We start from the raw sequence: 20092 nt of genomic DNA, 5'->3' as shown, positions 1-20092 counted from the left end.
AATTACCTGAGAGAGGATTGTGATTAACCCTTGCCCAGAATTCCCTCGACGTCCTCATGCGGACGCGGAATGACGTGCACCGATACGACCTCGCCGACCTTTCCGGCCGCCGCAGCGCCAGCATCCGTCGCGGCCTTTACCGCGCCGACGTCGCCTCGGACCATCACGGTCACCAGTCCGCCGCCGATCTGTTCACGTCCGATCAGCCTGACGTTGGCGGCCTTCACCATGGCATCGGCTGCCTCGATGGCGCCCACGAGACCTTTTGTCTCGATCAGACCAAGAGCACCTCGCGGCTGACCCGGGGTTGGCGTGTTGTTCATGTGTATTTCTCCTTGCTTGGGTTGAAGTTGACGTTTCGACAGGCGTCGTTGCCGGTCAGGTTTTCGAGTAGGCATTTTGACTGCCGAGCTGAACGGTATCGACCACGGCGATGATGGCCGCATCGGTCGGGACATTTGTCGCGTCGGAGAGCCGTGCCGCGCTTCCCTTGGTCACGAGAACGACGTCGCCATCGCCGGCGCCGATGAGATCGATTGCGACATAGGTGTCCTTGGGGTCGACGGCAGTCAGCTCCTCACCGGCTGCAAGGGGGGTTACGACCAGCAATTTGAAAGAGTTCAGGCCGGACGACTTGACCGTCGAAACGACGGTCCCGACCACACGCCCGATCTCCATAGCGTACTCCCTACACAATCTTCGGCGTTCGATTACCGCCGTTTTCCGAACTCTAGGAGGCCATTGTGCGGGCGGTCATTCTCTCGTGGGGATAAAAAGAAGCTAGGAGCTTGTCTGGATAGTCGCTGTTCAAATCTGGTCGGGTCTGATTCAACATTGGGCGATGAGCAAGTATTTTCGGCCTTGGAACATCGATCAGACGCTGCTTCTGCCGCCGAATGTGCAGGACTTCGTGCCGAAAGGCCATGTCTCGCGGTTTATGGTTGATCTGGTGCGGGAGAGCCTCGATCTCAGGGAGATCATGGGCAGCTATGTGAGCGGGCTTGGGCAGCCGCCGTTTGATCCGCGGATGATGGTGGCGCTGCTGCTGCATAGCTATGCGAGTGGGCTGTATTCGTCGCGTCGGATTGCCAAGGCCTGCCGGGAGCGGAACGATTTTGTGATGATCGTGGCGCTGGATGCGCCGGATTTTCGGACGATCAGCGACTTTCGCAAGCGACATTTGAAGGCGCTCGGCGCGCTATTCGTGCAGGTTCTGAAGTTGTGCGAGACGGCCGGGCTGGTCAAGCTCGGTCATGTCGCGCTGGATGGTACGAAGATCAAGGCGAACGCGTCGAAACACAAGGCGATGAGTTATGAGCGCATGAAGAAGCGCGAGGCGGAATTGAAGGCCGAGGTCGCTCGCATGCTGGCGGCCGCCGAGGCGGCGGATGCCTCGGAGGATGAGACTTTCGGCAACAGCGACGAACTGCCGGACTGGACCGTCGACAAGCAGAAACGGCTGGCGAAGATCCAGCAAGCGATGGCGGCGCTGGAAGCGGACGCCAAACTGGCGGCGGAGGAAGAGCGCCGCATCGAGGCCGAAAAGGAACAGCAGCGCCAGGCCGAAGGCCGCAAGAAGCCGGGCAAACCGGCGGCGCTGCCATCGGAGGAACCCAATCCCAAGGCGCAACGCAACTTCACCGATCCGGAAAGCCGCATCATGAAGTCGAAGGATGGCTTCGTTCAGGCCTATAATGCCCAGGCGGCCGTCGATGCACATGCCCAGATCATTGTCGCGCAAGAACTGACCCAGCACGGCAGCGATCAGGGCCAGTTGGTGCCCCTGATCGAGGCCATCGAGAGCAATCTTGGCCGCAAGCCGCGGCAGGCCTCAGCGGATTCCGGCTACTGCAGCGAAGCCAATCTCGAAGCGCTCGACACACGCAGCATCGATGGCTATGTCGCGCCCGGACGCGCCAAACACCCGACAGTAGCGAACGGAAAAGTCGGCGGCCCGCTGACACAGGCCATGCGAAAGAAGATCGACGATGGCGGCTTCGAAACACCCTACCGATTGCGAAAGCAAGTGGTGGAGCCGGTGTTCGGGCAGATCAAACAGGCAAGAGGCTTCCGCCAGTTCCTGTTGCGGGGCATCGAGAAAGTGCGCGCCGAGTGGACAATGATCTGCACCGTCCATAACCTCCTCAAGCTGTTCAACCTCGCAAACGCAGCCTGAGCCTGCTACTCTACAACAAATGCCCGTCACGAAAACATATCTGGACGGGCTCCTAGGCGATTTATCTTGCGCGGCCATAGTGAGGCGACTCTAAATGCGGATGATGGCGGTGCTCGAAGAGGGTGCCGCAAGAGCGCCAGCTAGGGGAGAGAAGCAGAATGATCCAAGATGAAGACGTCCATTTTCATAAGGCGGACGCGGCCGTCCGGAATTGGGCGGAGACGAACTTTTTCGGATTCTTCAATGCCGACGCAAAGCTGAATGTCGGCGTCTATGCCCTGTTTCGGCCCAATCTGGGCATCGTCAGTTCCACGATCTGCATGAATTCCGGGTTCGCCAACACTCCCTGGGAAGCGGACTTCTGCGATCTGCGAGCCTCGATGCCCATCCCCGAGCCGCGCGACCTGAGTGCATTCACCCTCGAGAATTCGCTGAGCATCAAGTGCCTGCGCCCGAACATGGACTGGCACATCGGGTACGACGACGGTGAGGGCACCGTGATCGACGTCGAGTACCGCTCGATCATGCTCCCTTTCGACATCCATGACCCTTCTATGGATCCGATGAAGGCGAAAGCCCTCAAGGAAGCGGAGCAAGGTGGTAAGTTCGCCTGGGGTACGGCCTACAACGGCCACTTCGACCAAACTGGCCATTTCAAGGGAAAGGTGGCGGTTCGCGGCAAGACGTTCCCGATCGATTGCATCTCGACGATGGATCACAGTTGGGGGCCGCGTCCTGAGCGCGGCGCACCCAACATGAGCTGGTTGCACGCGCACTTCTCCAAGGATCTGGCCTTCCACGCCATCTTTAGCTTTGACCCGAAGACCAACGGCCGCGACCTGTCGCTGGCCCACGGCTACGTCGTCCAGAAGGGCGAGATATTCGGGCTGAAGGCCGCACATGGAACGACGAAGCGTTCGCGTGATCGGTATGCCGACGAGGTCGATCTCGTCCTCACTGACAGCAGTGATCGAGAGTGGCTGCTTCGCGGCCAGGGACTAACAAGCTTTCCCTGGCAGTGCTGGCCGAACATGGTGTCGTTCAATGCGCTGGCACGCTGGACCTGCCAGAACCTCACCGGCTATGGAGAGATCCAGGACTTCTTCGAGATGCCGCAGCTCACGGCTTTGAACGCGAGCCCGGAAACGCGCGTTCTTGCCGGAGGGGTGGGGTCGCGATGAAGCCCGTGCGTGCCATCCTCTTTGATCTTGATGGGACCCTGGTGCAAACACGGGAAGCGTCATGGCGCGTCTTTGCGAAGACCAATGCTGCCCTGGGGCTTGGCATCAACAGCCAGGCGGAGTTCTTCCGCCTGCTCGAAGACAACATGTTCCACGGCTTGTCGAAGCATTGCGGCGACGCCCGCAAAGCCGACGAGGCTGCCAAGCACTTTCTCAATCTATTGCAGAATGAATACAATCCGGACTTCGTCCCGGGTATGGCTGACGTGGTACGGGCGTTCGCGGGAAGCTGCTCGCTGGCGGTCATCTCGTCGAATTCGGTCGCGACCATCAGGCGCATACTCGAGCGCGAAGGCCTTACCAATTGCTTCTCTCATGTCTTTGGCGGTGACGTCGAGCAGGACAAGCGCGCGTGCGTACGGCGCTTTCTCTCGGACCGATCATACCTCGTCAGCAGAAACTGCTCGCCGGCCTATCAAGAAGGTCACGAGCCGGACGCTCCGCGCGCCGATCAGATCGCTTTGATCACTGACACGGTAGGAGACGTCAAACACGCGGTCGAGTGCGGCGTCCGAGCCATCGGCGTTTCTTGGGGAATGCATACCGAGCAGCAATTGCTTGCAGCTGGTGCGGAATTCGTTGCCGTCTGGCCGCAGGAGCTCGTGGCGCGGCTGCTTCCCAACGGGTACGCCTCGAGTTGCTCGATCAGCTCCTGCGCAATCGAGGAGCCGATCTCCGCCGGTTGTGTCTCGGGCTGTGCGTGCGGCTGTCAGGATGGCGGTCTGGCCGACGCAGCAAGCCTTCGCCGGCGTCGGAGGATGGCCGCCAGCGCGGCACTCGAACAGAGAGCAACCGGCGGGCTCGACTGGTCCAGCCGGGGTGCGGACGCTGCTGCCGGAGGCGCCGGCAGCGTCGACAAGGTGCTTTTAGCGAGCCTTCGTCGCTTGAAGAGCAGCGATCCGCCGTCGTTGCATTGACCGATTTACCAACCACCGCAAACACACAGGGAGGAGTCTAGATGAGTTATGTCGCGGAAGGATACAATAGCTTCGAGACCAAGAAGAGCCCGTCGGGGATCGTCAAGTATCTGCCAGACCCGAAGTCCGTCATCGCCCTGATCCAGAGCGGGAAGCTGAAGGAGCACATTCTCCTTGTTCAGGGCGGCACGACAACGTTCCTTGCGCCGGCGTTGAGCATGGGTGCCATCGGCGTGATTACGATGTCCGGTGCGCCGGAGTCCCACCTCGGCATTCTCTCCCGCGAATTCCAAATGCCGTGCGTCATGACTGCGTACCTTACCGAGAGCGATGCCCGGTACGTCACGGGCGGAAACAACGAAGCCCACTTCGCGGCGATGATTAAGGCCCTCGATGGGAAGAAGGTGCAGTTGCACTGCGAGGACAGGGAGACAGGTCGAGTCGCTCTCCTGAGCTGATCTATTCAAGCAAATCTGAATCGAGGAGGAAACAGATGTCTACCTATAAGGATCGCTACAAGGACGCCGATAACGGCTTGCGCTTTCAGGACCTCGTGTATCAGGGCAATTTCAAGGGCATGGATCCCGTGCCAGATGGCATTCTGGGCGACAAGGTCTTGCGACAGCGTGCGAAAAGCAAGGTTTTGGAGAAGGTCACCAAGGAAGACGTACTTCGCGACCAGTTCTCGGTTAACGAACTGAACGATCTGAACAACTATCTCGCCTGGAATATTTGGGACGTGCTTGTCATGCGCGCGACCGAAGGTGTTTCAGGTATGATCCCGCGGCAGGAATACGAAATCCTTGCCTTCATGCAGGAGTTCCTTCGCTGGCCCGAGATTTTGGAGATGACGACCAATGAGGTCGGCGCCCAGGGTGTAATTGATATTGGTGCGACGGCGCGCCGCGAAATCGGCACCAAAATCAATTGCGTTCATGACTGGTGTATCGGCGCCGTGGGGTTCGGCATGGGACGATGCGGCCTGCTGGCGCTCGAAGCGATCCAGCCCCAAGACTATGTTCGTGAAAGCAACGTAATCCTGAAATTCATGCAGCGTATCCTCTGGGGTAAACGGCAGGACGGCTACATACTCAATTCACAAGATCGCTATCGTTGCCGGATTCATGAAAAGGACGTCATCCAAAATCTTGCCGGTCAAATCGAATACTTCGAGCCGGGCAGTGAGAAGCACGACAGCTTTGTGCGCTTCAATGCCGCCGCCGAACTGCTTTCGTTTCTAGACCACTACGATTGCCGCCTGGGGTTGGGTGATACGGGTCCGTACGAACTGCCGGACGGCAAGATCATGATCATCCGCGACCGTTTCACCAACGAGGAGGCCTACGACTGGAGCGATGTCTGCGATCATGAGAAGGTCCCGCATTGCTACACGCTCTGTCTCGTCATCGACCCTGAAAAGATGGCTCTCGATGAGATCCGCGTGAACGATATTTCAACGACGTTTACGCGTCCGAAGAACTACATCGAACATATCGTCGGCGGGGCGGTCTTCGTGCGGGAGAAGTGGAACACGCCGATGGGCGAGGTCTACCCGATCAAGATCTCGGAGCTCGACAAGCGGCTCGAAGGAATCCAGCAGGCGACCTTCAAGCTCTATACGAAGTTCTCTCGCATGTCGCGGCGCACGCTTATCACGAACGGCATGTACGTGTACTATATCGACATGATCCTGCCGCATCTGCGCCTGGCGGGCACGTACGAGAAGGCATGCAAGGACTATGAGTTCTGGGAGATCGACCAGCGCGTATCGAACTATTACTACGACATCGTCAAGCGGGGTTTTGCGCAGGCGACGGTGCCGCAGAAGATCTTCTCGGGCGAGGGGTACCTTCCTTTCCCGGACGACGTGAGCCTCACCAGGTCGAAGTATTACTGGAAATAGTGCTCACGAGAGCACCGGGCGCGGCTCTACGTCGCGCTCGGTTCGGGCATCGATTGGACGGACGATGACAGTGTTGAGCGAACAAGAGTTTCTCGTGCTCAATGGCGCCCATCTGAAGAAGATGGCGACAGCGAAAGAAGTGGCGAGCGCCATTGGCCTTGATGTAGAGCAGGTCGAGGTGGCGCTCGGTGAAGCGGTTGCGAGCGGCCTCGTGATGGCTGCCGAAGGCAGGCATCTCCTCCTGCCTGAGGGGACGAACGCGGTCCAAGAATACTATCGGAGCGCCTACGAAGCATTGCGTTCCAATGACCTCGTGCTCGGATGGTACGATCGCTTCGAGATCATCAACGAGCAGTTCATCAAACAGGTCAGCGAGTGGCAGTCGGCAGATGGCGACGCGCGAGTGCAGTCCCGCCTCATTAAGACGGTCGAGCGCCTGACCAAGAATCTGCAAGAGCTTACTCCGCTGATTTCTCGGTATGAGACGTACACCGACCGCTTCAACGCTAGCGTGGCGCGGATCGACCAGGGCGACAAGGATTTCGTGTGCAAGCCGACGATCGATTCGGTCCACAATATCTGGTTCGAATTTCACGAAGACATTCTCTCAGTCATCGGGCGTCCGAGGGATACGTGAATGCACAAGCTTGTGATGGCTGATGCGATGGATACCATTTTCGTTCGTGAAGTGACTGACCGCGACGTTGAGGACGCGCTGCGTTTTGGCGGCAAGGCGAGCGGCCTTGCCAAGATGGCGCGAGCCGGAATTCCTATTCCGCCGGCATTCGTGATCGGTGTCGAGGGCTTCCGTCAATTTCGCGCCAGCCGCGCGGGGCTCGGCGAGGGCCTTCTCGCGGAGATCCACGGCGCTATCCGTAATCTCGAACATCAGTCAGGGCGATCGTTTGCAGACAACGATCGCCCGCTTCTCGTCTCGGTGCGCTCCGGCGCGCCCGTTAGCATGCCCGGCATGATGGATACGATCCTCAATCTGGGGCTAACGTCAGCCTCCGCGCTTTCGCTCGCGCAGGGGACGGGCGGAAGCGACTTTGCGCTCGACACGTGGATGCGCTTTTGGCGCATGTTTGCCGATATCGTATTAGGGATCGATCTCTCCGAACTGGTCGAATCTGTGAAGGAGGCGGAGTCGATCGCGCGAAAGGAACTCACCGCTTCGGCCTTCCAGAATCCGGAGCGCGCGATTCTCGATCACATCGAGGCTGCCGGAGAGGTGGCGAGCGCCGATCCGTTTTGGCAGCTCGAGAAGGCGATTGAAGCGGTGTTCCGATCTTGGGACAGCGCACGCGCGAAAGCGTACCGGAAACATCATGGAATCTCAGACGACTTGGGGACCGCGGTCACCATTCAAGCCATGGTCTTCGGCAATGCGGACGATAGGTCGGGTTCAGGCGTGGCCTTCACTCGCAATCCGAACGATGGCCGCAAGGCGTTATACGGCGAGTATCTGATCGGCCGGCAGGGAGAGGACCTTGTCTCCGGAACGCACACGCCGATCGATTTGTCTCAACCTGATGCGCTTGACCCACTATTGCGCCAGGCGTTCGAAACGCATAGCCGAACCTTGGAAGAGCTCTACGCGGATGCAGTGGATATCGAGTTTACCGTTGAGTCCGGGAAGCTATATTTCCTACAGGTGAGGCCGGCCAAACGCACCGCGGCCGCCGCTATCAAGATTGCCGAGGATCTGGTCGGAGAAGGCCTCATAGATGAGCGGACCGCGTTGGGGCGGATCAGTTCGGAGCAGGTCAGAAAGGTTTCGCGGCCGTCATTCGACGAGGCCGAACTCGCGATAACGCCCGTGCTTGTGCAAGGGCTCGGTTCCTCGCCAGGCCATGCCCATGGCGCCGCGGTTCTCGACGCCGACCGGGCGGCGGACCTCGTCCTCTCTGGCGAGGCGGTTATCCTGCTGCGTCCGACGACTAGCCCGCAAGACATCCGTGGAATGCTTGCTGCTAATGGCGTGATAACCGCGCGGGGCGGAGCGCTCAGCCACGCTGCTGTTGTCTCGCGGGCGCTCGATAGGCCCTGCATCGTGGGCTGCGAAGCAATCGAAATCGACCTGAACCGCAAGACGTTCTCAATCGCGGGTAAGACCTACCGCGAGGGCGACCAGATCTCGATGGATGGAGCAAGCGGAAAGATCTTCGCGGGGGCGCTCAAGCTCAAGCCTGCCGGCGCTGGCTTGCCTTCATTGAGACACATCCTGGAATGGGCGGATCGCAGGTCAGAGGCGGCGATCTGGATATCGCCGAAATCGAGCGAAGAGCTCCTCGAAGCGACGAGCGCCGGCCGAGTTGTCAGCGTCACCGATCTCATCATCGCGAAGGGCGGCGTCGGCCGTTTCGTTGAACTGACAGCCGCCGCGGGGCTGCCCACCACATCGCGGGCCGTCGCAGACGAGATCCGCGCCATTGTGTGCGAAGCATGTGTTCCCGCATTCTTGGGGTCTGTGGGTGGCTCGGTCCAGTTTCGGCTGCCGCGGGTGAGTTCGGATCGGGCCCGCCGCCTGATTGAGAATTGGCAGGAACTTCCGCCGAGCTTCTTCTTGCCTCTCGGGTCGCTGAACTACCTTCGGGCAATCCTCCTGGGGATATCAGCCGCAGCAGAGAGCGCTCGATATCGGGACGCTACCGCCCTTATCGGTGGCATCTCAAGTTCGTCCGAATTCGCCGCGTTTCAGCGGGAGGTTCGCCAGGTGGGTCTAGGCGCCGGAGCCATGATCCAGAATGTAATGGCTCTTGATGACGTCGTCGAGATAGCCGGATCAGCTGCTCCGATTTGGGTAGATATCGGAGATGTCGTGCGCACAATATATGGCTTCCCCATAGAAGTGCAGCAGTCGCTGGAAGTGCTCGACCAATACGTCTGCGAAGATCTCGTTCGAGCCAATCCATTCCGGAGGCTCCCCTCCTACGCGACCAATTTGCTGATGGCGGCAATCACTGCCGCGGAGAAGGGCGCCCAATTGGGAATCGAGGGCAGCACCGTACCCTCGGAGCTTCTAGTCGAGCTTCATCGTCTCGGATTTCGACGGTTTTCTGTTCCGACAGGGCGGCGCGACGAGCTTCGCTTCCTGCTCGGGCGTTCGCTTAAGGAGTAAGCCATGGCATTGCAGGCACTCGGATTGGTCGAGACGAAGGGTTTAGTGGCTGCAGTTCAAGCGGCTGACGCGATGGTGAAGGCGGCGAACGTCAAGCTGGTCACGAAGCAGCAGCCGGGAGGCGGCCTAATATCCATCATCGTGCAGGGCGACGTCGGCGCCGTGAAAGCGGCGGTCGATGCGGGTGCAGCGGCTGCAAACCAAATCGGACAAGTCGTGTCGGCGCATGTGATTCCGCGCCCGCACGAAGGCATGGAAGAAATTTTGGAGCGGCCCCCGGTTCGCTAGGCCAGGTGTAGCCGATCAGCCATGAGCGCTTGCGCTCTGCAGGACTGTTTCCGACTTGTCGGCATCGGCGGGTTGCACTTTCCCCGGATTCCCCCCACCTAGATTTCAAAGCGAAATCGAAGATTCAACCCGTTTACGACTGATAGGCTTTGGACTGCAGATGAAGTCACTTCGCCGACTGAGAGGGAAATGAGAGAAAGCTTATCAGTTTGAGCTCAAGGGGCAGTCTCGTTCTTCTTTCGCCCGCCAGGCTCGTACCCGAAGGTCATAGGTTCAAACCCGGTCCCCGCAACCAAGATCGATATCAAAAACCCAGCAATCTCAATGGATTGTTGGGCTTTTGTTTTTGAGGTCGAACCATCGCCCCAGCGCAGCGGCACACGGCGGCGATGGCGTATTCCTTCGTGTCGGGGAGGAGTGTGTCGAGACATGCTCGGCCTTACGGATCGTTGACGCGTGATCCTTGACGGCATCGAGTTCAAGCAAACCGCGTATGCATTGGATCGGGATTTGCGGAACGCCGCGCTAGCCCGCTTCCTGAAGATGGCTTCGGTCGGTGATCATCCCGAGGTGGTTGAAGAGGAGCGCCGTCTGGCTGTCTAGGTGCTGTGCCAGGCAAGGTCGCGCAACCCCAGCAGCCACAAAACTCCCCGAAGGCCTGATCAGGGGCGTAGTGAAAGGCCTTTGTCTGTTTACTCGGATCCTCCGGATCCGAGCCAGCTGGGCATAGCCCGATCAACTTGGCTTCGGACGGTTGTCGCCATTCAGTCCAGCGACGCTGCTCTTAGCGCGGTCTCAGCCTTCACGGCACTCTTCAGCGAACGGATCCATTCCACGTCGCCGACGGATTGAGCGAGCAATCTCGCTCCGATCACGGCTGCGATAGAACCTTGGCCTCCTGATCGGACGACGCGCCGTTCGCCGCCGCGCGCGATCTCACCATGTGGTCGAGAAACTGCGAATACTGGGCTTTCGTCCCATCCTTGTAGGAGTTGCGTGAGGACTTGTCGGCGGCTCGGTCCGTCATGACGGCGAACTTCACACTGCTTACGGCAGGCAATGGGCTGGAAGAGCCGCAGTAACGGAGGGAATTTGTGAACGGCGAAACCGGGTAGAATTGGTCAAGTCTTTTGGAAGACAGCGACATACCCCACGCCCTGAGTCCACGGCAGATTTGAGCCGCTGACCGAAGGAGACACGCGAGCGAGCCGCACGTCGGCTTTGCCGTGATCTTGCCGGCCGAGCCATGGCGGGCGGCGTCCGTCTGACTGGAAGTCTCGGCCGAATGGTCTCACCCGCCGTGCCTTGGTGGGGAGATGACCCGGTAAATCTACACGTTAGATAGGAGAAAATGCCGTGGACTTTGAACTCACCAAGGAGCAACTCGATCTCCAACAGCGAGCACGCACTTTCATTAACACCGAGGTTTTACCTCATTATCGCTCCTGGCCGATAACCGCGCCCGAGTACAGCCCGGAACTCACCGCGCATTTGAAGAAGAAGCTGCACGAATTTGAGCTCACGAAGCTGATCGTGCCGAAGAAGTATGGCGGGCAAGGGCTCGGAGCAATGGAGGACGTAATCGTTCTCACCGAATTCTCGAGATCGCCGAGGCGCGTGCCCGGCGCGATCTTTGCGCCGTGGCCGGTGCTCTACGATGCAAGTGAAGAGATCAAACAGAAGTATCTGTACCCAGTTCTAGAGGGCCGGACCGGTTGGTCCATGTGCTTCACCGAGCCTCAAGCGGGATCCGATCTAGCTCGCATCAAAACCACCGCCGTCAAGAAGGGGGACCACTACGTCATTAACGGAAGAAAAATGTGGAGGACGGGACATCACGAGGCTTCGTATACAGCCGTCGCCGCGGTGACCGACCCTGAGAAGGGCCACCGAGGCATCAGCATTTTTCTGGTGGATAACGACACACCCGGCTTCGAGAAGGTGCGCGACATCCCCGTAATCTCTCGGCAGTGGGGCGTCGAAGAGGAAGTAAAGCTCGAAAACGTAGTGGTCCCGGCGGAAAACCTTTTGGGTGGTGAAGGTGCGGGCTTCGCGGTTGCGCAGCATCAGTTTAATCGCTTCAGACTTCGGTTGGGAGGCGTCGCGCTGGGGATGGCTGAACGGAGCCAGGAACTCGCGGTCGAGTGGGCGCAGACGCGCGAAGTTTTCGGCGGGAAGCTGGGCGACAACCAGGCGATCCAGTGGATGCTGACCGACTCGCAATACGACATCGAATCGATCCGATGGAACACATACTATGCAGCCTGGCTCGTCGACCGGGGAGGCTATTCGGCCGCGAGACTTCCGGCTTCGATGGTCAAAGGCTACTGTATCGACGCGGGATTGCGTGTCGTGGATCGATCGATGCAGATCCTCGGTGGACGGGGCCTCGCGATCGACGACTACCCGTTCAGCGACTTCTATAATCAACTTCGCATGTGCAAGCAGATGGAAGGGTCCACGGAGATCATGAAGATCGTGATGGCTCGTGAGATCCTGGGCAAGGGCAAGTAACTGCTGCACAAGGGGCTCGATCACTCGGTTCGAGCCCCCGATCGGGCGTGGACGTAACCGGTACCGGAGACCGGTTCAAACGAGGCTTGGCATCTTTGGCCTCTCGTCAATAGGCGACTAGTAAGATGCGCCACGCAGGCAGGCACTAATCCGGAGCACCGCGTGGCAGTGCAGCGGTTCTGCAAATAGCTAAGAAGGACGATGACAAGACGGCGAGCGTCGTCAGCCGTCAAAGTCTCATTTCTCGGCGTCGATCACTTCGCCAATCGATTTCCAGGTCGTGCCATCGAACTGCACCAGCTGCTCCTGGCTCAGCGGCGTGTACCGCGTCGGGCTGGTATTGAGCTTGATGCCAGGAAGCATGATCGAGAGCTCGAGATCCTTGATGCTCGTCGCCTGCCTCATCAGGTTTTCGCGGGTCAGGTTGTCACCGCAATCTCTCAAGACATGAACGAATGTCTGCGCGGTGGCGTAACCGAAGAGATGAAGGGTCTCCGTCGGATTGGCTTCGGGCATGTATTGCTTCATGAAGGCAAGATACTCCCTCATCCCGGGATCGTCGGCCCATGTCTGGTCAGTGGGCTCCTTACGGAACAGCATCGTGATGACACCTTTGGAGTTCTCGAGTCCGGCTGGAACAAGCGTGCTCGAGATCGAGCCGGCCGCATCGCTGAGCAGATGCAAGGCATCCCACTTCGTTTCGGCCGTCTTCTTGATGGCCTGCGCCGCAAACTTCGGCGTTGAAATGTCAACCAGCACGTCGGCTCCCGACGCTTTTAAAACCAAAACCTGCGAATCTATGGTGGGCTCGGCAACCTCATAGCTCAGCTCCTTGACGATCATCCTAGCAGCCTTGTCGCCCAGGCCGTCACGGAGCCCCTTGAGATGGTCGCGTCCGAAATCGTCATTCTGGAAAAGCACCGCTATCTTCGCGTTGGGCCGCTCCTTCAGTAGATGCTTGGCGTAGATCACACCCTTGGCGTGGTTGTTCGGCTGCCAGCCCATCGACCACGGATAAGTGGCAGGCTCCGACACCCGATTGGCGCCCGTGCCCAGGAACAGTGCCGGTACCTTCTTTGCGTTCAGATACTTCTGCGTCGCAAAATTTGATGGTGACCCGAAAGTGCCCACGATCGCCAGCACCTCTTCACTTTCGATAAGACGGCGCGTCTGCTCGACCGCCTTGGGCGGGCTGTAGCCGTCGTCGAGCGAGATCAGGTTGATCTTCCGGCCATTGACTCCACCTTCAGCGTTCACCTTCTGGAAATAGGCTGTCATGGCGCGTCCGATCGCGGCGAAGCTCGAAGCAGGACCGCTATAGGGCATGGTTTGCCCGATCTTCACTTCGGTGTCGGTCACGCCGGACCCATAGTTCTTCTCCTGACTGAGTGCGGGAAAGCTCGATCCCGCCCAGAGGATCGCGCACGTCGCTATATGAGCTTCTTCACGTTCGTCTTCCTTTTGGATTCTTGTAGTCAGGCGGACCGCAAATAGCGCTGCTTAAGGACGTGCTTGAACAGCTTGCCGTTCTCTTGCCGCGGCAGCTCCGCCTCGAAGTCGATCGATCGCGGACACTTGATGTGTGAAAGACCCTCGCGGCAGAAGGCGATCAAATCGGCGGCGAGCGAGGGCGACGCCTTCGAAACGTCCTTCAATTGCACCACGGCTTTGACCTCTTCGCCAAATTCGGGGTTTGGAAGTCCAAACACGGCGACGTCGGCGATGTCCGGATGCAGCGCCAGGCGGTTCTCGATCTCGGCGGGATAGATGTTGACGCCCCCTGAGATGATCATGTGGGAGCGACGGTCGGTCAGATAGAGATAGCCGTCCCCGTCAAGGTAGCCGACGTCGCCCAAGGTCGACCAACCTTTCGCGTTTCGTGACCGCGCGGTCTTCTCGGCATCGTTGTGATAGACGAATTTGGGGCCATCGAAGTAGACATCGCCAATCTGGCCGGGACCGAGTTCCTCTTGATTTTGATCGAGGATGTGGAGTTCGCCAAGACAAGCTCGTCCGACCGACCCTCGATGAGTTAGCCACTCTTCCGTCGAGATGCAGGTCACACCGTTACGTTCGGAGCCGGCGTAGTATTCCCAGATGATTGGACCCCACCACTCGATCATTCGCTCCTTGATCTCGGGAGGGCAGGGCGCGGCCGCGTGGATAGCGCATCGATGGGACGAAAGATCGTACCGGCGACGTACTTTGGATGGCAGGGCGAGCAGACGAAAGAACATCGTCGGCACCCACTGGCTGTGGGTTATCCGGTAGCGCTCTACAGCGGCGAGCGCCTGTTCGGCCGCGAACTTCCTCATGATGATCGCAGTGCCCCCGCATTCCAGCGTACGCATGGTGAAACGAAGCGGCGCGGCGTGGTACAGGGGGGCGGGGGAAAGATACGCAGTATCCTCAGCGAACCCGAAATGCCCTTGCACCCAATCTCCGTTCAGCTGAGCCTGGATCGCATTGGTGGAGAGAGGCTGCTTGATGCCCTTGGGCTTACCGGTCGTGCCGGACGAATAGCAGAAATCCTTTCCGACCGGCCCGTCCGGTATCTCGATCAGGCGATCGAAACGCGCAATCTCTTTGGCGTAGTCGCGACCCATTTCCAGGGAGCCACCCACGACATAAACCGGGCAACCTTGCGGATTTTCGGCCAGCAGGATCTGAACGGTCTCCGCGAAACGCGAAGCGACGAAGAATGCCTTGGCACCGCAATCACGAACGATGTATGCCGCCTCTTCAGGCCTGAGGTGTCCGCTTACCGGGGTATAGTAGAGGCCGTGGCGACGTGCGCCCCAGATTATCTCGAAATAGGTGAGGTCGTTGTCGAGCATGATGGCGATGCCGTCGCCCGGCGACAGGCCCATCCACATCATAAGCTGCGTTACCTTGTCGGCGCTGCGATCCAGCTCGCCATATGTCACAGCTTCATCCGAAAACGCGATCAGAGCTGCAATTTTGTCGGGATGACGTTCCGCCCATTGACGCAGGATTGGCATTTCTTCCCCTCGGCTGAAAGACAGCGGTCTCGAGTGCCGATTGAAATCGGTTCTCGGCGCATTATCCTTTCAGGCGTCGGGGGATTGAATGACCGCGCATGCCAAACGGATTGACAAAATCCGACGCGCTTACTTTGCCCTCGATCTGTGGCGTTCACGGAACTCGCCGGGGGACAAGCCGGTCCACCGTCTGAACGCCCGGTGGAACGTGCTCAGTTCAGAAAAACCCAAGGAGAGCGCGACCTCTTCGAGAGACAACCGAGATTTCTGTAGCAGGTGAACGGCGACGTCGTGCCGCATCCGGTCCTTGATGTCTTGGAAGCCGCAATTCTCCTCCTCGAGCAGGCGCCGGCGCAGCGTCTGCTGGGAAACGGCCAGCATGTCTGCGACGGCCTCAAACGACAAAGCTCGCTTCAAATTGCGGCGAAGAATGGCGCGCACCCGCTCTGCCATGCTGCTGTCGTCGCGATAGCGTAGCAGGAGCGCATTCGGCATCGATGCTAGAAAGCGCCGCAGCCGCTCCTCGTCGGGCATGATCGGCAGATCCAGTAACTCGCAGTCGAAGCGGATTTCCGTGCGCGGCTGCTCGAACAACATCGGAGCACGGTAGAACGGCTCGAGCTCCGAACTGAACGGCTCCTCCGGGAAGACGTAGTGAATAGTGATCAGGGGGAGCCGGCGCCCTACGAGCCAGCACATCAGTCCGTAAGCGAACAGCAGAATCGCGCCATTCACCATACGCCTGCGGTTCGGCTGGGAAATGGTATCGGTGACGTAGAGCGAAGCGTCATCAGGACCTTCCGCAAGACGCACCGTGAAATCATCCACGACCAGATGGTAGAACTGGCAGCCGATGCGGATGGCTTCGCGCAAGTTCGCGCAACGTATCAGCAGCCGGCACATCATGCGGAAAGTGCCAGGTTTGATAGGACGGTTGCACAGCAGCCAAAGCTCGTCGCGAGTTTCCCGGGTAAGGACGGCGATGAGCTTGGCAAATTTGTCCTGCGGCAATCTGGCACCCGGTACAGCGAGCTGTTCGGGCGGAATGCCGGCTCGGGCGAGGAGTCGGTCGACGTCCAGCCCCGCCTCCCGCACACCGCTCAGGACCAGTCCGACGTAACCGGTATCGATGGCCGAACGTGGCGGCACAGCGCGTGATGATCCGACTGCTTCAGAGGCTCCCGGCATGGCCCACCATGTTAGCCCTTGGATCGGGAACTGTCGCCATCTTCGTGATGGCAGGTAAGGTCAACGCTATTGGTGGTTTTCGTCATTGCGAGCGGAAAGCTTCCTCTCATTCTCACGACCAAAGTGTGTGCGGGAGAAGATCTGGATGCGGGCGTTGATGAGTTGCGAGCCGGGCGGGCCCGAGACGCTGCGGCTGCTGGATGTGTCGGTGCCGATCCCCGACGCGGGACAGGTCCTGCTGGAAGTCAAGGCTTGCGGCGTCAACTATCCGGACTTCCTCACCATCCAGGATCGATACCAGGTCAAGACTCCGCGTCCGTTCTCTCCGGGCGCTGAGGTGGCCGGAATAGTCTCTGCCGTCGGCCCCGAGGTCTCCGAGCTTCGCGTTGGGCAGCGGATCGCCGCCCGTATCGGAACCGGAGGCATGGCTGAGTTCGTGGTCGTGGATGCAGCACGTTGCAGTGAAATTCCGGACGGTATGTCCTTTGCCGATGCCGCGGTCATGCAATTCACGTTCGAGACGGCATATTATGCACTCCATACGTACGCATCCGGCGGGCGCCGTCTTGTCTGACACGCTGTAATTCGCCAAGCGTGTGACCTTAAGTCTAGCTTTAAGGTCATCGGGCGATGCGGGTCGAGGTTTTGGGCGGGCTGGAGCGTCGGCGGCGTTGGTCGCAGGATGACAAGGCACGGATTGTCGAGGAGACGTTGGCGCCGGGCGCAAAGGTGACAGCGGTTGCACGTCGCAACGGAGTAGCGGCCAGCCTGGTGTTCACCTGGCGTCGTCAAGCGCGGACATCCGAGCAGGTCGCACCGTCTTTTGCGCCGGTGCAGATCGCCGCCACGGAGGCGGAGGAAACTCCGAAGCTCTTACCTGCGGGTGATAGCCGAGGGCGGTCTGTAGTGGCCGCGCGTACTGGATTGATCGAGATCGACCTCGGTAACCGGCGACGGATCCGAGTGGATTCGCACGTCGATCCAGAAGCGCTGGCGCGGGTCCTCGAGGTACTTGAGCGCCGATGATTGCGATACCGGGTAATGTGCGGGTGTGGCTTGCGACCGGCCACACCGATATGCGCCGCGGCTTCCCGGGCCTCGCGCGTCTGGTCCAGGAGAGTTTGAAGCGTGATCCGCATGCCGGTGATCTCTATGTTTTTAGAGGCCGCCGCGGCGACCTGATCAAGATCATCTGGCATGATGGCCAAGGCGCGTGTCTGTTCACGAAGCGGCTGGAGCGAGGCCGCTTTTTGTGGCCATCAATGGCGGATGGCGTTGTGACGATCAGCGTTGCGCAGCTATCCTATCTCCTCTCCGGAATTGATTGGCGGATGCCGCAGGCAACCTGGCGTCCACGGGCTTCCGGTTAAATCGAGCGGGATTTTTTGCGACGAATATGGTTGATTCGTCCTCGTGACGACGCCCGCCGATCCGCTTCCCACCGACCTTGCCGCAGCACACGCGATGATCATTGCGCAGCGCGAGCAGCTGACGCTGGCGAAGAGCGAGGTGACCGTCGGCCGGCTGGAGATCGAGCGGCTGAAGCTGATGCTGGCCAAGGCACGGCGAGAACAGTTCGGGCAATCTTCTGAGCGCGGCAAGCTGCTGGTCGAGCAGCTCGAACTCGCCATCGAGGATCTTGAAGAGACCCAGGCTGAGCAGGAAACCAAGGCCGAGCTCGCAGCGCCGGAAGCCGCCAAACAGCAGCGCGTGCAAAATCCACGGCCGCCGCGACGTCCGTTGCCGGACAATCTACCGATCGAACGCATCGTCGAACCCGCTCCTTGCGTATGTGGCAAGTGCGGCAGCGAGCGACTGCACAAGCTCGGCGAGGTGGTATCGAAGACCCTGGAATGTGAGCCACGGCGCTGGAAGATTATCGAGCATGTCCGCGAAAAGTTCTCCTGCCGGGATTGTGAGGCAATCACCGAGGCGCCGGCGCCCTCCCATCCGATCCCGCGAGGCTTTGCCGGGCCGAGCCTGCTGGCGATGGTGCTGGTCAACAAGTTCCTGCTGCACCAGCCGTTGAACCGACAGAGCAAGACCTATGCCCGCGAAGGGATCGAGATCGACGTCTCGACCCTGGCGGATCGGATCGGCGCCTGCGTGGTGGCACTCGATCCCATCATTGAGGCGATCCGGATCCACGTCATGAGCGCGGAACGCATCCACGGCGACGATACGACGGTGCCGGTGCTGGCCAAGCTCAAGACGGTTACCGGCCGGATCTGGACCTATGTTCGCGATGACCGGCCGTTTGGCGGCACGGATCCGCCGGCGGCCCTGTTCTACTACTCACGCAACCGGGCTGGAGAACACCCGCAAAGCCATCTTGCCGGCTATGTCGGCCTCATGCAGGCCGATGCCTTCGATGGGTATAACCAGCTCTACAAGGCCCAAAGGAAGCCAGCTCCGATCCTTGAAGCGGCCTGTTGGAGCCACGGCCGCAGAAAGTTCTTCGACTTGGCGAAATCTGGAGAGGCGCCGATTGCCAGCGAGGCCGTGCGACGCATCGATATCCTTTTCGAGATCGAGCGCACCATCAACGGCAAAACGCCGGAACAGCGGCTTGCGGTACGTCGTGATAAGTCGAGGCCGATCGTCGCCGATCTCGAAATCTGGATGCGTCAGCAGCGAACCTTGCTCTCATCAGGCAACGATACTGCAAAGGCGATCAACTACCTGCTCAACCGTTGGGCGGCGTTCACCCGCTTCCTGGACGATGGTCGCGTCTGCCTCTCGAACAACGCTGCCGAACGAGCGTTACGCGGTGTGGCTGTCGGAAGACGAAATTGGACCTTCGCCGGTTCAGATGCCGGCGGCCATCGCGCCGCCGCCGTCTATACCCTGATCGAAACCTGCAAGATGAACGACGTTGATCCGCAAGCCTGGCTCGCGGATGTGTTGGCCAGGCTTCCAGATCACCCCGTCAACAAAGTCGCCGACCTGCTCCCGTGGAATTGGAAGGCGACCCAACAGTCCACAGCGGCTGCCGCCTGAGCGCCACGGCTGACCGGCGCGCCTGCCCGGGGTGCTGACCGGATGCGTACCTCCATACTCGCGCGCATCTGGAAGCTGGCAAGACCGTGCTCGTGTTGGGAGCGGGCGGTGGGGTAGGCATCGCGGCGGTGCAGGTGGCGCGCAATCTCGGAGCCCATGTCGTCGCCGCGGCCTCGTCGGAGGAGAAGGTCAACTTCGCCCGCCGGCACGGCGCCGGCGGTGGCGTCATTTACCCGTGCGTGGCCCCTGAAGACCGCCGAGAAGTAGCTACTGTCTTGAAGAACTCGGTTGGCACGCGCGGCGCCGACGTGGTGATCGATCCTGTGGGCGGTTGGTTGAGTGAAACCGCCATCCGTTGCTTGGCGGAAGGGGGCAGATACCTTGTGCTCGGCTTTACAGGGGGTATTCCTTCACTGCCCCTCAATCTTCCTCTCCTGAAAAACTGCGACGTGCTCGGGATCAATTGGCGGACTTTCTTATTGCAGCAAGGTCCGCGAAATGACGCTAACCGCCGGGAACTTCACCGCTGGTACCGGGAAGGCATCCTGTCCCCCGGCATCACCGCTGAATTCTCCTTGCACGACGGCGGCAAAGCTATCCGGATACTTGCCGACCGAAACGCCGTCGGAAAAGTCGTCGTGAGAATCTGAAGGTGACACTTTCGCAATCGTGATGCGTTTTGCCAATTGTTTTGGCCGAAACCGCCAATGTGATCTGCCAAAAGAAGTGGCACGTTAGTTCG

General features: G+C 59.6%; 21 protein-coding genes. 15 read left to right on the top strand and 6 right to left on the bottom strand.

What is annotated here, in order from left to right; genetic code table 11:
• Nucleotides 1-23 precede the first annotated feature (23 nt).
• Entirely contained in the window at nucleotides 24-323 is a 300-nt protein-coding gene (locus HAP48_RS48950; RefSeq protein ID WP_165125437.1) for a BMC domain-containing protein, read from the bottom strand.
• Nucleotides 324-378: 55 nt separating this feature from the next.
• Nucleotides 379-678 carry a EutN/CcmL family microcompartment protein gene (locus HAP48_RS48945; protein ID WP_166208305.1) on the bottom strand — a complete coding sequence of 100 codons (300 nt, stop codon included), beginning with the start codon at nucleotides 676-678 and terminating at the stop codon, nucleotides 379-381.
• A 163-nt stretch (nucleotides 679-841) separates the two neighbouring features.
• Here HAP48_RS48945 and HAP48_RS48940 point away from each other — a divergent pair, with 163 nt between their 5' ends.
• The 9 genes from HAP48_RS48940 to HAP48_RS48900 all read left to right on the top strand — a co-directional run bounded on the left by HAP48_RS48940 (nucleotide 842) and on the right by HAP48_RS48900 (nucleotide 10249).
• Entirely contained in the window at nucleotides 842-2176 is a 1335-nt protein-coding gene (locus tag HAP48_RS48940) for an IS1182 family transposase (RefSeq protein WP_166202952.1), read from the top strand.
• A 158-nt stretch (nucleotides 2177-2334) separates the two neighbouring features.
• Nucleotides 2335-3357: a DUF7064 domain-containing protein gene (locus HAP48_RS48935; protein WP_166208302.1), complete on the top strand. Its 1023-nt coding sequence runs from the start codon at nucleotides 2335-2337 to the stop codon at nucleotides 3355-3357.
• Entirely contained in the window at nucleotides 3354-4334 is a 981-nt protein-coding gene (locus HAP48_RS48930; protein WP_166208299.1) for an HAD family hydrolase, read from the top strand. Before HAP48_RS48935 ends, HAP48_RS48930 begins: the two co-directional genes overlap by 4 nt.
• Nucleotides 4335-4375: 41 nt before the next feature.
• Entirely contained in the window at nucleotides 4376-4792 is a 417-nt protein-coding gene (locus HAP48_RS48925; RefSeq protein WP_166208296.1) for a PEP-utilizing enzyme, read from the top strand.
• Nucleotides 4793-4827: 35 nt separating this feature from the next.
• The gene (locus tag HAP48_RS48920; RefSeq protein ID WP_166208293.1) at nucleotides 4828-6237 is read left to right on the top strand and encodes a hypothetical protein; all 1410 of its coding nucleotides are present in this window, start codon (nucleotides 4828-4830) and stop codon (nucleotides 6235-6237) included.
• Between the two features lie 64 nt (nucleotides 6238-6301).
• Entirely contained in the window at nucleotides 6302-6874 is a 573-nt protein-coding gene (locus HAP48_RS48915; RefSeq protein ID WP_166208290.1) for a hypothetical protein, read from the top strand.
• Complete coding sequence (locus HAP48_RS48910; protein WP_166208287.1) at nucleotides 6875-9358, top strand: pyruvate, phosphate dikinase; 2484 nt, start codon at nucleotides 6875-6877, stop codon at nucleotides 9356-9358. It abuts the gene before it with no gap.
• Between the two features lie 3 nt (nucleotides 9359-9361).
• Nucleotides 9362-9646 carry a BMC domain-containing protein gene (locus HAP48_RS48905; protein WP_166208284.1) on the top strand — a complete coding sequence of 95 codons (285 nt, stop codon included), beginning with the start codon at nucleotides 9362-9364 and terminating at the stop codon, nucleotides 9644-9646.
• 456 nt (nucleotides 9647-10102) lie between these two features.
• Nucleotides 10103-10249 carry a hypothetical protein gene (locus HAP48_RS48900; RefSeq protein ID WP_420869847.1) on the top strand — a complete coding sequence of 49 codons (147 nt, stop codon included), beginning with the start codon at nucleotides 10103-10105 and terminating at the stop codon, nucleotides 10247-10249.
• A 268-nt stretch (nucleotides 10250-10517) separates the two neighbouring features.
• Here HAP48_RS48900 and HAP48_RS48895 read toward each other — a convergent pair whose 3' ends face one another.
• Complete coding sequence (locus HAP48_RS48895; RefSeq protein WP_166208281.1) at nucleotides 10518-10673, bottom strand: hypothetical protein; 156 nt, start codon at nucleotides 10671-10673, stop codon at nucleotides 10518-10520.
• 329 nt (nucleotides 10674-11002) lie between these two features.
• Between HAP48_RS48895 and HAP48_RS48890 the strand changes: the two genes are divergently transcribed.
• Complete coding sequence (locus tag HAP48_RS48890) at nucleotides 11003-12160, top strand: acyl-CoA dehydrogenase family protein (RefSeq protein WP_166208278.1); 1158 nt, start codon at nucleotides 11003-11005, stop codon at nucleotides 12158-12160.
• Nucleotides 12161-12397: 237 nt separating this feature from the next.
• Here the strand turns inward: HAP48_RS48890 and HAP48_RS48885 are convergent, their stop codons facing one another.
• From HAP48_RS48885 to HAP48_RS48875, 3 genes are all read right to left on the bottom strand, one after another.
• Nucleotides 12398-13519, bottom strand: coding sequence for an ABC transporter substrate-binding protein (locus HAP48_RS48885; protein WP_224496877.1), 1122 nt, complete (start codon nucleotides 13517-13519; stop codon nucleotides 12398-12400).
• A 116-nt stretch (nucleotides 13520-13635) separates the two neighbouring features.
• On the bottom strand, nucleotides 13636-15162 hold the full coding sequence (locus HAP48_RS48880) for an acyl-CoA synthetase (RefSeq protein WP_176399255.1): 1527 nt from the start codon (nucleotides 15160-15162) through the stop codon (nucleotides 13636-13638).
• A gap of 129 nt (nucleotides 15163-15291) precedes the next feature.
• Entirely contained in the window at nucleotides 15292-16311 is a 1020-nt protein-coding gene (locus tag HAP48_RS48875) for an AraC family transcriptional regulator (RefSeq protein ID WP_166208274.1), read from the bottom strand.
• 184 nt (nucleotides 16312-16495) lie between these two features.
• On the opposite strand from HAP48_RS48875, the gene HAP48_RS48870 reads away from it, so the two are divergent.
• The 5 genes from HAP48_RS48870 (at nucleotide 16496) to HAP48_RS48850 (ending at nucleotide 20000) form a co-directional block, all read left to right on the top strand.
• Complete coding sequence (locus tag HAP48_RS48870; RefSeq protein WP_166208271.1) at nucleotides 16496-16924, top strand: alcohol dehydrogenase catalytic domain-containing protein; 429 nt, start codon at nucleotides 16496-16498, stop codon at nucleotides 16922-16924.
• A 56-nt stretch (nucleotides 16925-16980) separates the two neighbouring features.
• The gene (gene tnpA / locus HAP48_RS48865) at nucleotides 16981-17376 is read left to right on the top strand and encodes an IS66-like element accessory protein TnpA (RefSeq protein ID WP_166204418.1); all 396 of its coding nucleotides are present in this window, start codon (nucleotides 16981-16983) and stop codon (nucleotides 17374-17376) included.
• On the top strand, nucleotides 17373-17720 hold the full coding sequence (gene tnpB / locus HAP48_RS48860) for an IS66 family insertion sequence element accessory protein TnpB (protein WP_166208268.1): 348 nt from the start codon (nucleotides 17373-17375) through the stop codon (nucleotides 17718-17720). The genes tnpA and tnpB overlap by 4 nt, the downstream gene beginning before the upstream one ends.
• A gap of 94 nt (nucleotides 17721-17814) precedes the next feature.
• A complete protein-coding gene (gene tnpC, locus HAP48_RS48855) occupies nucleotides 17815-19350 on the top strand; it encodes an IS66 family transposase (RefSeq protein WP_175612385.1) in 1536 nt (511 codons plus the stop codon).
• Between the two features lie 86 nt (nucleotides 19351-19436).
• Entirely contained in the window at nucleotides 19437-20000 is a 564-nt protein-coding gene (locus HAP48_RS48850; protein ID WP_338028974.1) for a zinc-binding dehydrogenase, read from the top strand.
• The last annotated feature ends 92 nt before the right edge of the window (nucleotides 20001-20092 follow it).

It is taken from the genome of Bradyrhizobium septentrionale, from assembly GCF_011516645.4.
Taxonomy (GTDB): domain Bacteria; phylum Pseudomonadota; class Alphaproteobacteria; order Rhizobiales; family Xanthobacteraceae; genus Bradyrhizobium; species Bradyrhizobium septentrionale.
The sequence above is the reverse complement of the archived record's forward strand: the minus strand, read 5'-3'. Positions and strand labels throughout refer to the sequence as shown.

What these genes read in the sequence shown, in the direction of transcription:
- HAP48_RS48950 (WP_165125437.1), bottom strand. Translation starts at nt 323, where the DNA reads ATGAACAACACGCCAACCCCGGGTCAGCCGCGAGGTGCTCTTGGTCTG.
- HAP48_RS48945 (WP_166208305.1), bottom strand. Translation starts at nt 678, where the DNA reads ATGGAGATCGGGCGTGTGGTCGGGACCGTCGTTTCGACGGTCAAGTCG.
- HAP48_RS48940 (WP_166202952.1), top strand. Translation starts at nt 842, where the DNA reads ATGAGCAAGTATTTTCGGCCTTGGAACATCGATCAGACGCTGCTTCTG.
- HAP48_RS48935 (WP_166208302.1), top strand. Translation starts at nt 2,335, where the DNA reads ATGATCCAAGATGAAGACGTCCATTTTCATAAGGCGGACGCGGCCGTC.
- HAP48_RS48930 (WP_166208299.1), top strand. Translation starts at nt 3,354, where the DNA reads ATGAAGCCCGTGCGTGCCATCCTCTTTGATCTTGATGGGACCCTGGTG.
- HAP48_RS48925 (WP_166208296.1), top strand. Translation starts at nt 4,376, where the DNA reads ATGAGTTATGTCGCGGAAGGATACAATAGCTTCGAGACCAAGAAGAGC.
- HAP48_RS48920 (WP_166208293.1), top strand. Translation starts at nt 4,828, where the DNA reads ATGTCTACCTATAAGGATCGCTACAAGGACGCCGATAACGGCTTGCGC.
- HAP48_RS48915 (WP_166208290.1), top strand. Translation starts at nt 6,302, where the DNA reads ATGACAGTGTTGAGCGAACAAGAGTTTCTCGTGCTCAATGGCGCCCAT.
- HAP48_RS48910 (WP_166208287.1), top strand. Translation starts at nt 6,875, where the DNA reads ATGCACAAGCTTGTGATGGCTGATGCGATGGATACCATTTTCGTTCGT.
- HAP48_RS48905 (WP_166208284.1), top strand. Translation starts at nt 9,362, where the DNA reads ATGGCATTGCAGGCACTCGGATTGGTCGAGACGAAGGGTTTAGTGGCT.
- HAP48_RS48895 (WP_166208281.1), bottom strand. Translation starts at nt 10,673, where the DNA reads ATGACGGACCGAGCCGCCGACAAGTCCTCACGCAACTCCTACAAGGAT.
- HAP48_RS48880 (WP_176399255.1), bottom strand. Translation starts at nt 15,162, where the DNA reads ATGCCAATCCTGCGTCAATGGGCGGAACGTCATCCCGACAAAATTGCA.
- HAP48_RS48870 (WP_166208271.1), top strand. Translation starts at nt 16,496, where the DNA reads ATGCGGGCGTTGATGAGTTGCGAGCCGGGCGGGCCCGAGACGCTGCGG.
- tnpA (WP_166204418.1), top strand. Translation starts at nt 16,981, where the DNA reads ATGCGGGTCGAGGTTTTGGGCGGGCTGGAGCGTCGGCGGCGTTGGTCG.
- tnpB (WP_166208268.1), top strand. Translation starts at nt 17,373, where the DNA reads ATGATTGCGATACCGGGTAATGTGCGGGTGTGGCTTGCGACCGGCCAC.
- tnpC (WP_175612385.1), top strand. Translation starts at nt 17,815, where the DNA reads ATGATCATTGCGCAGCGCGAGCAGCTGACGCTGGCGAAGAGCGAGGTG.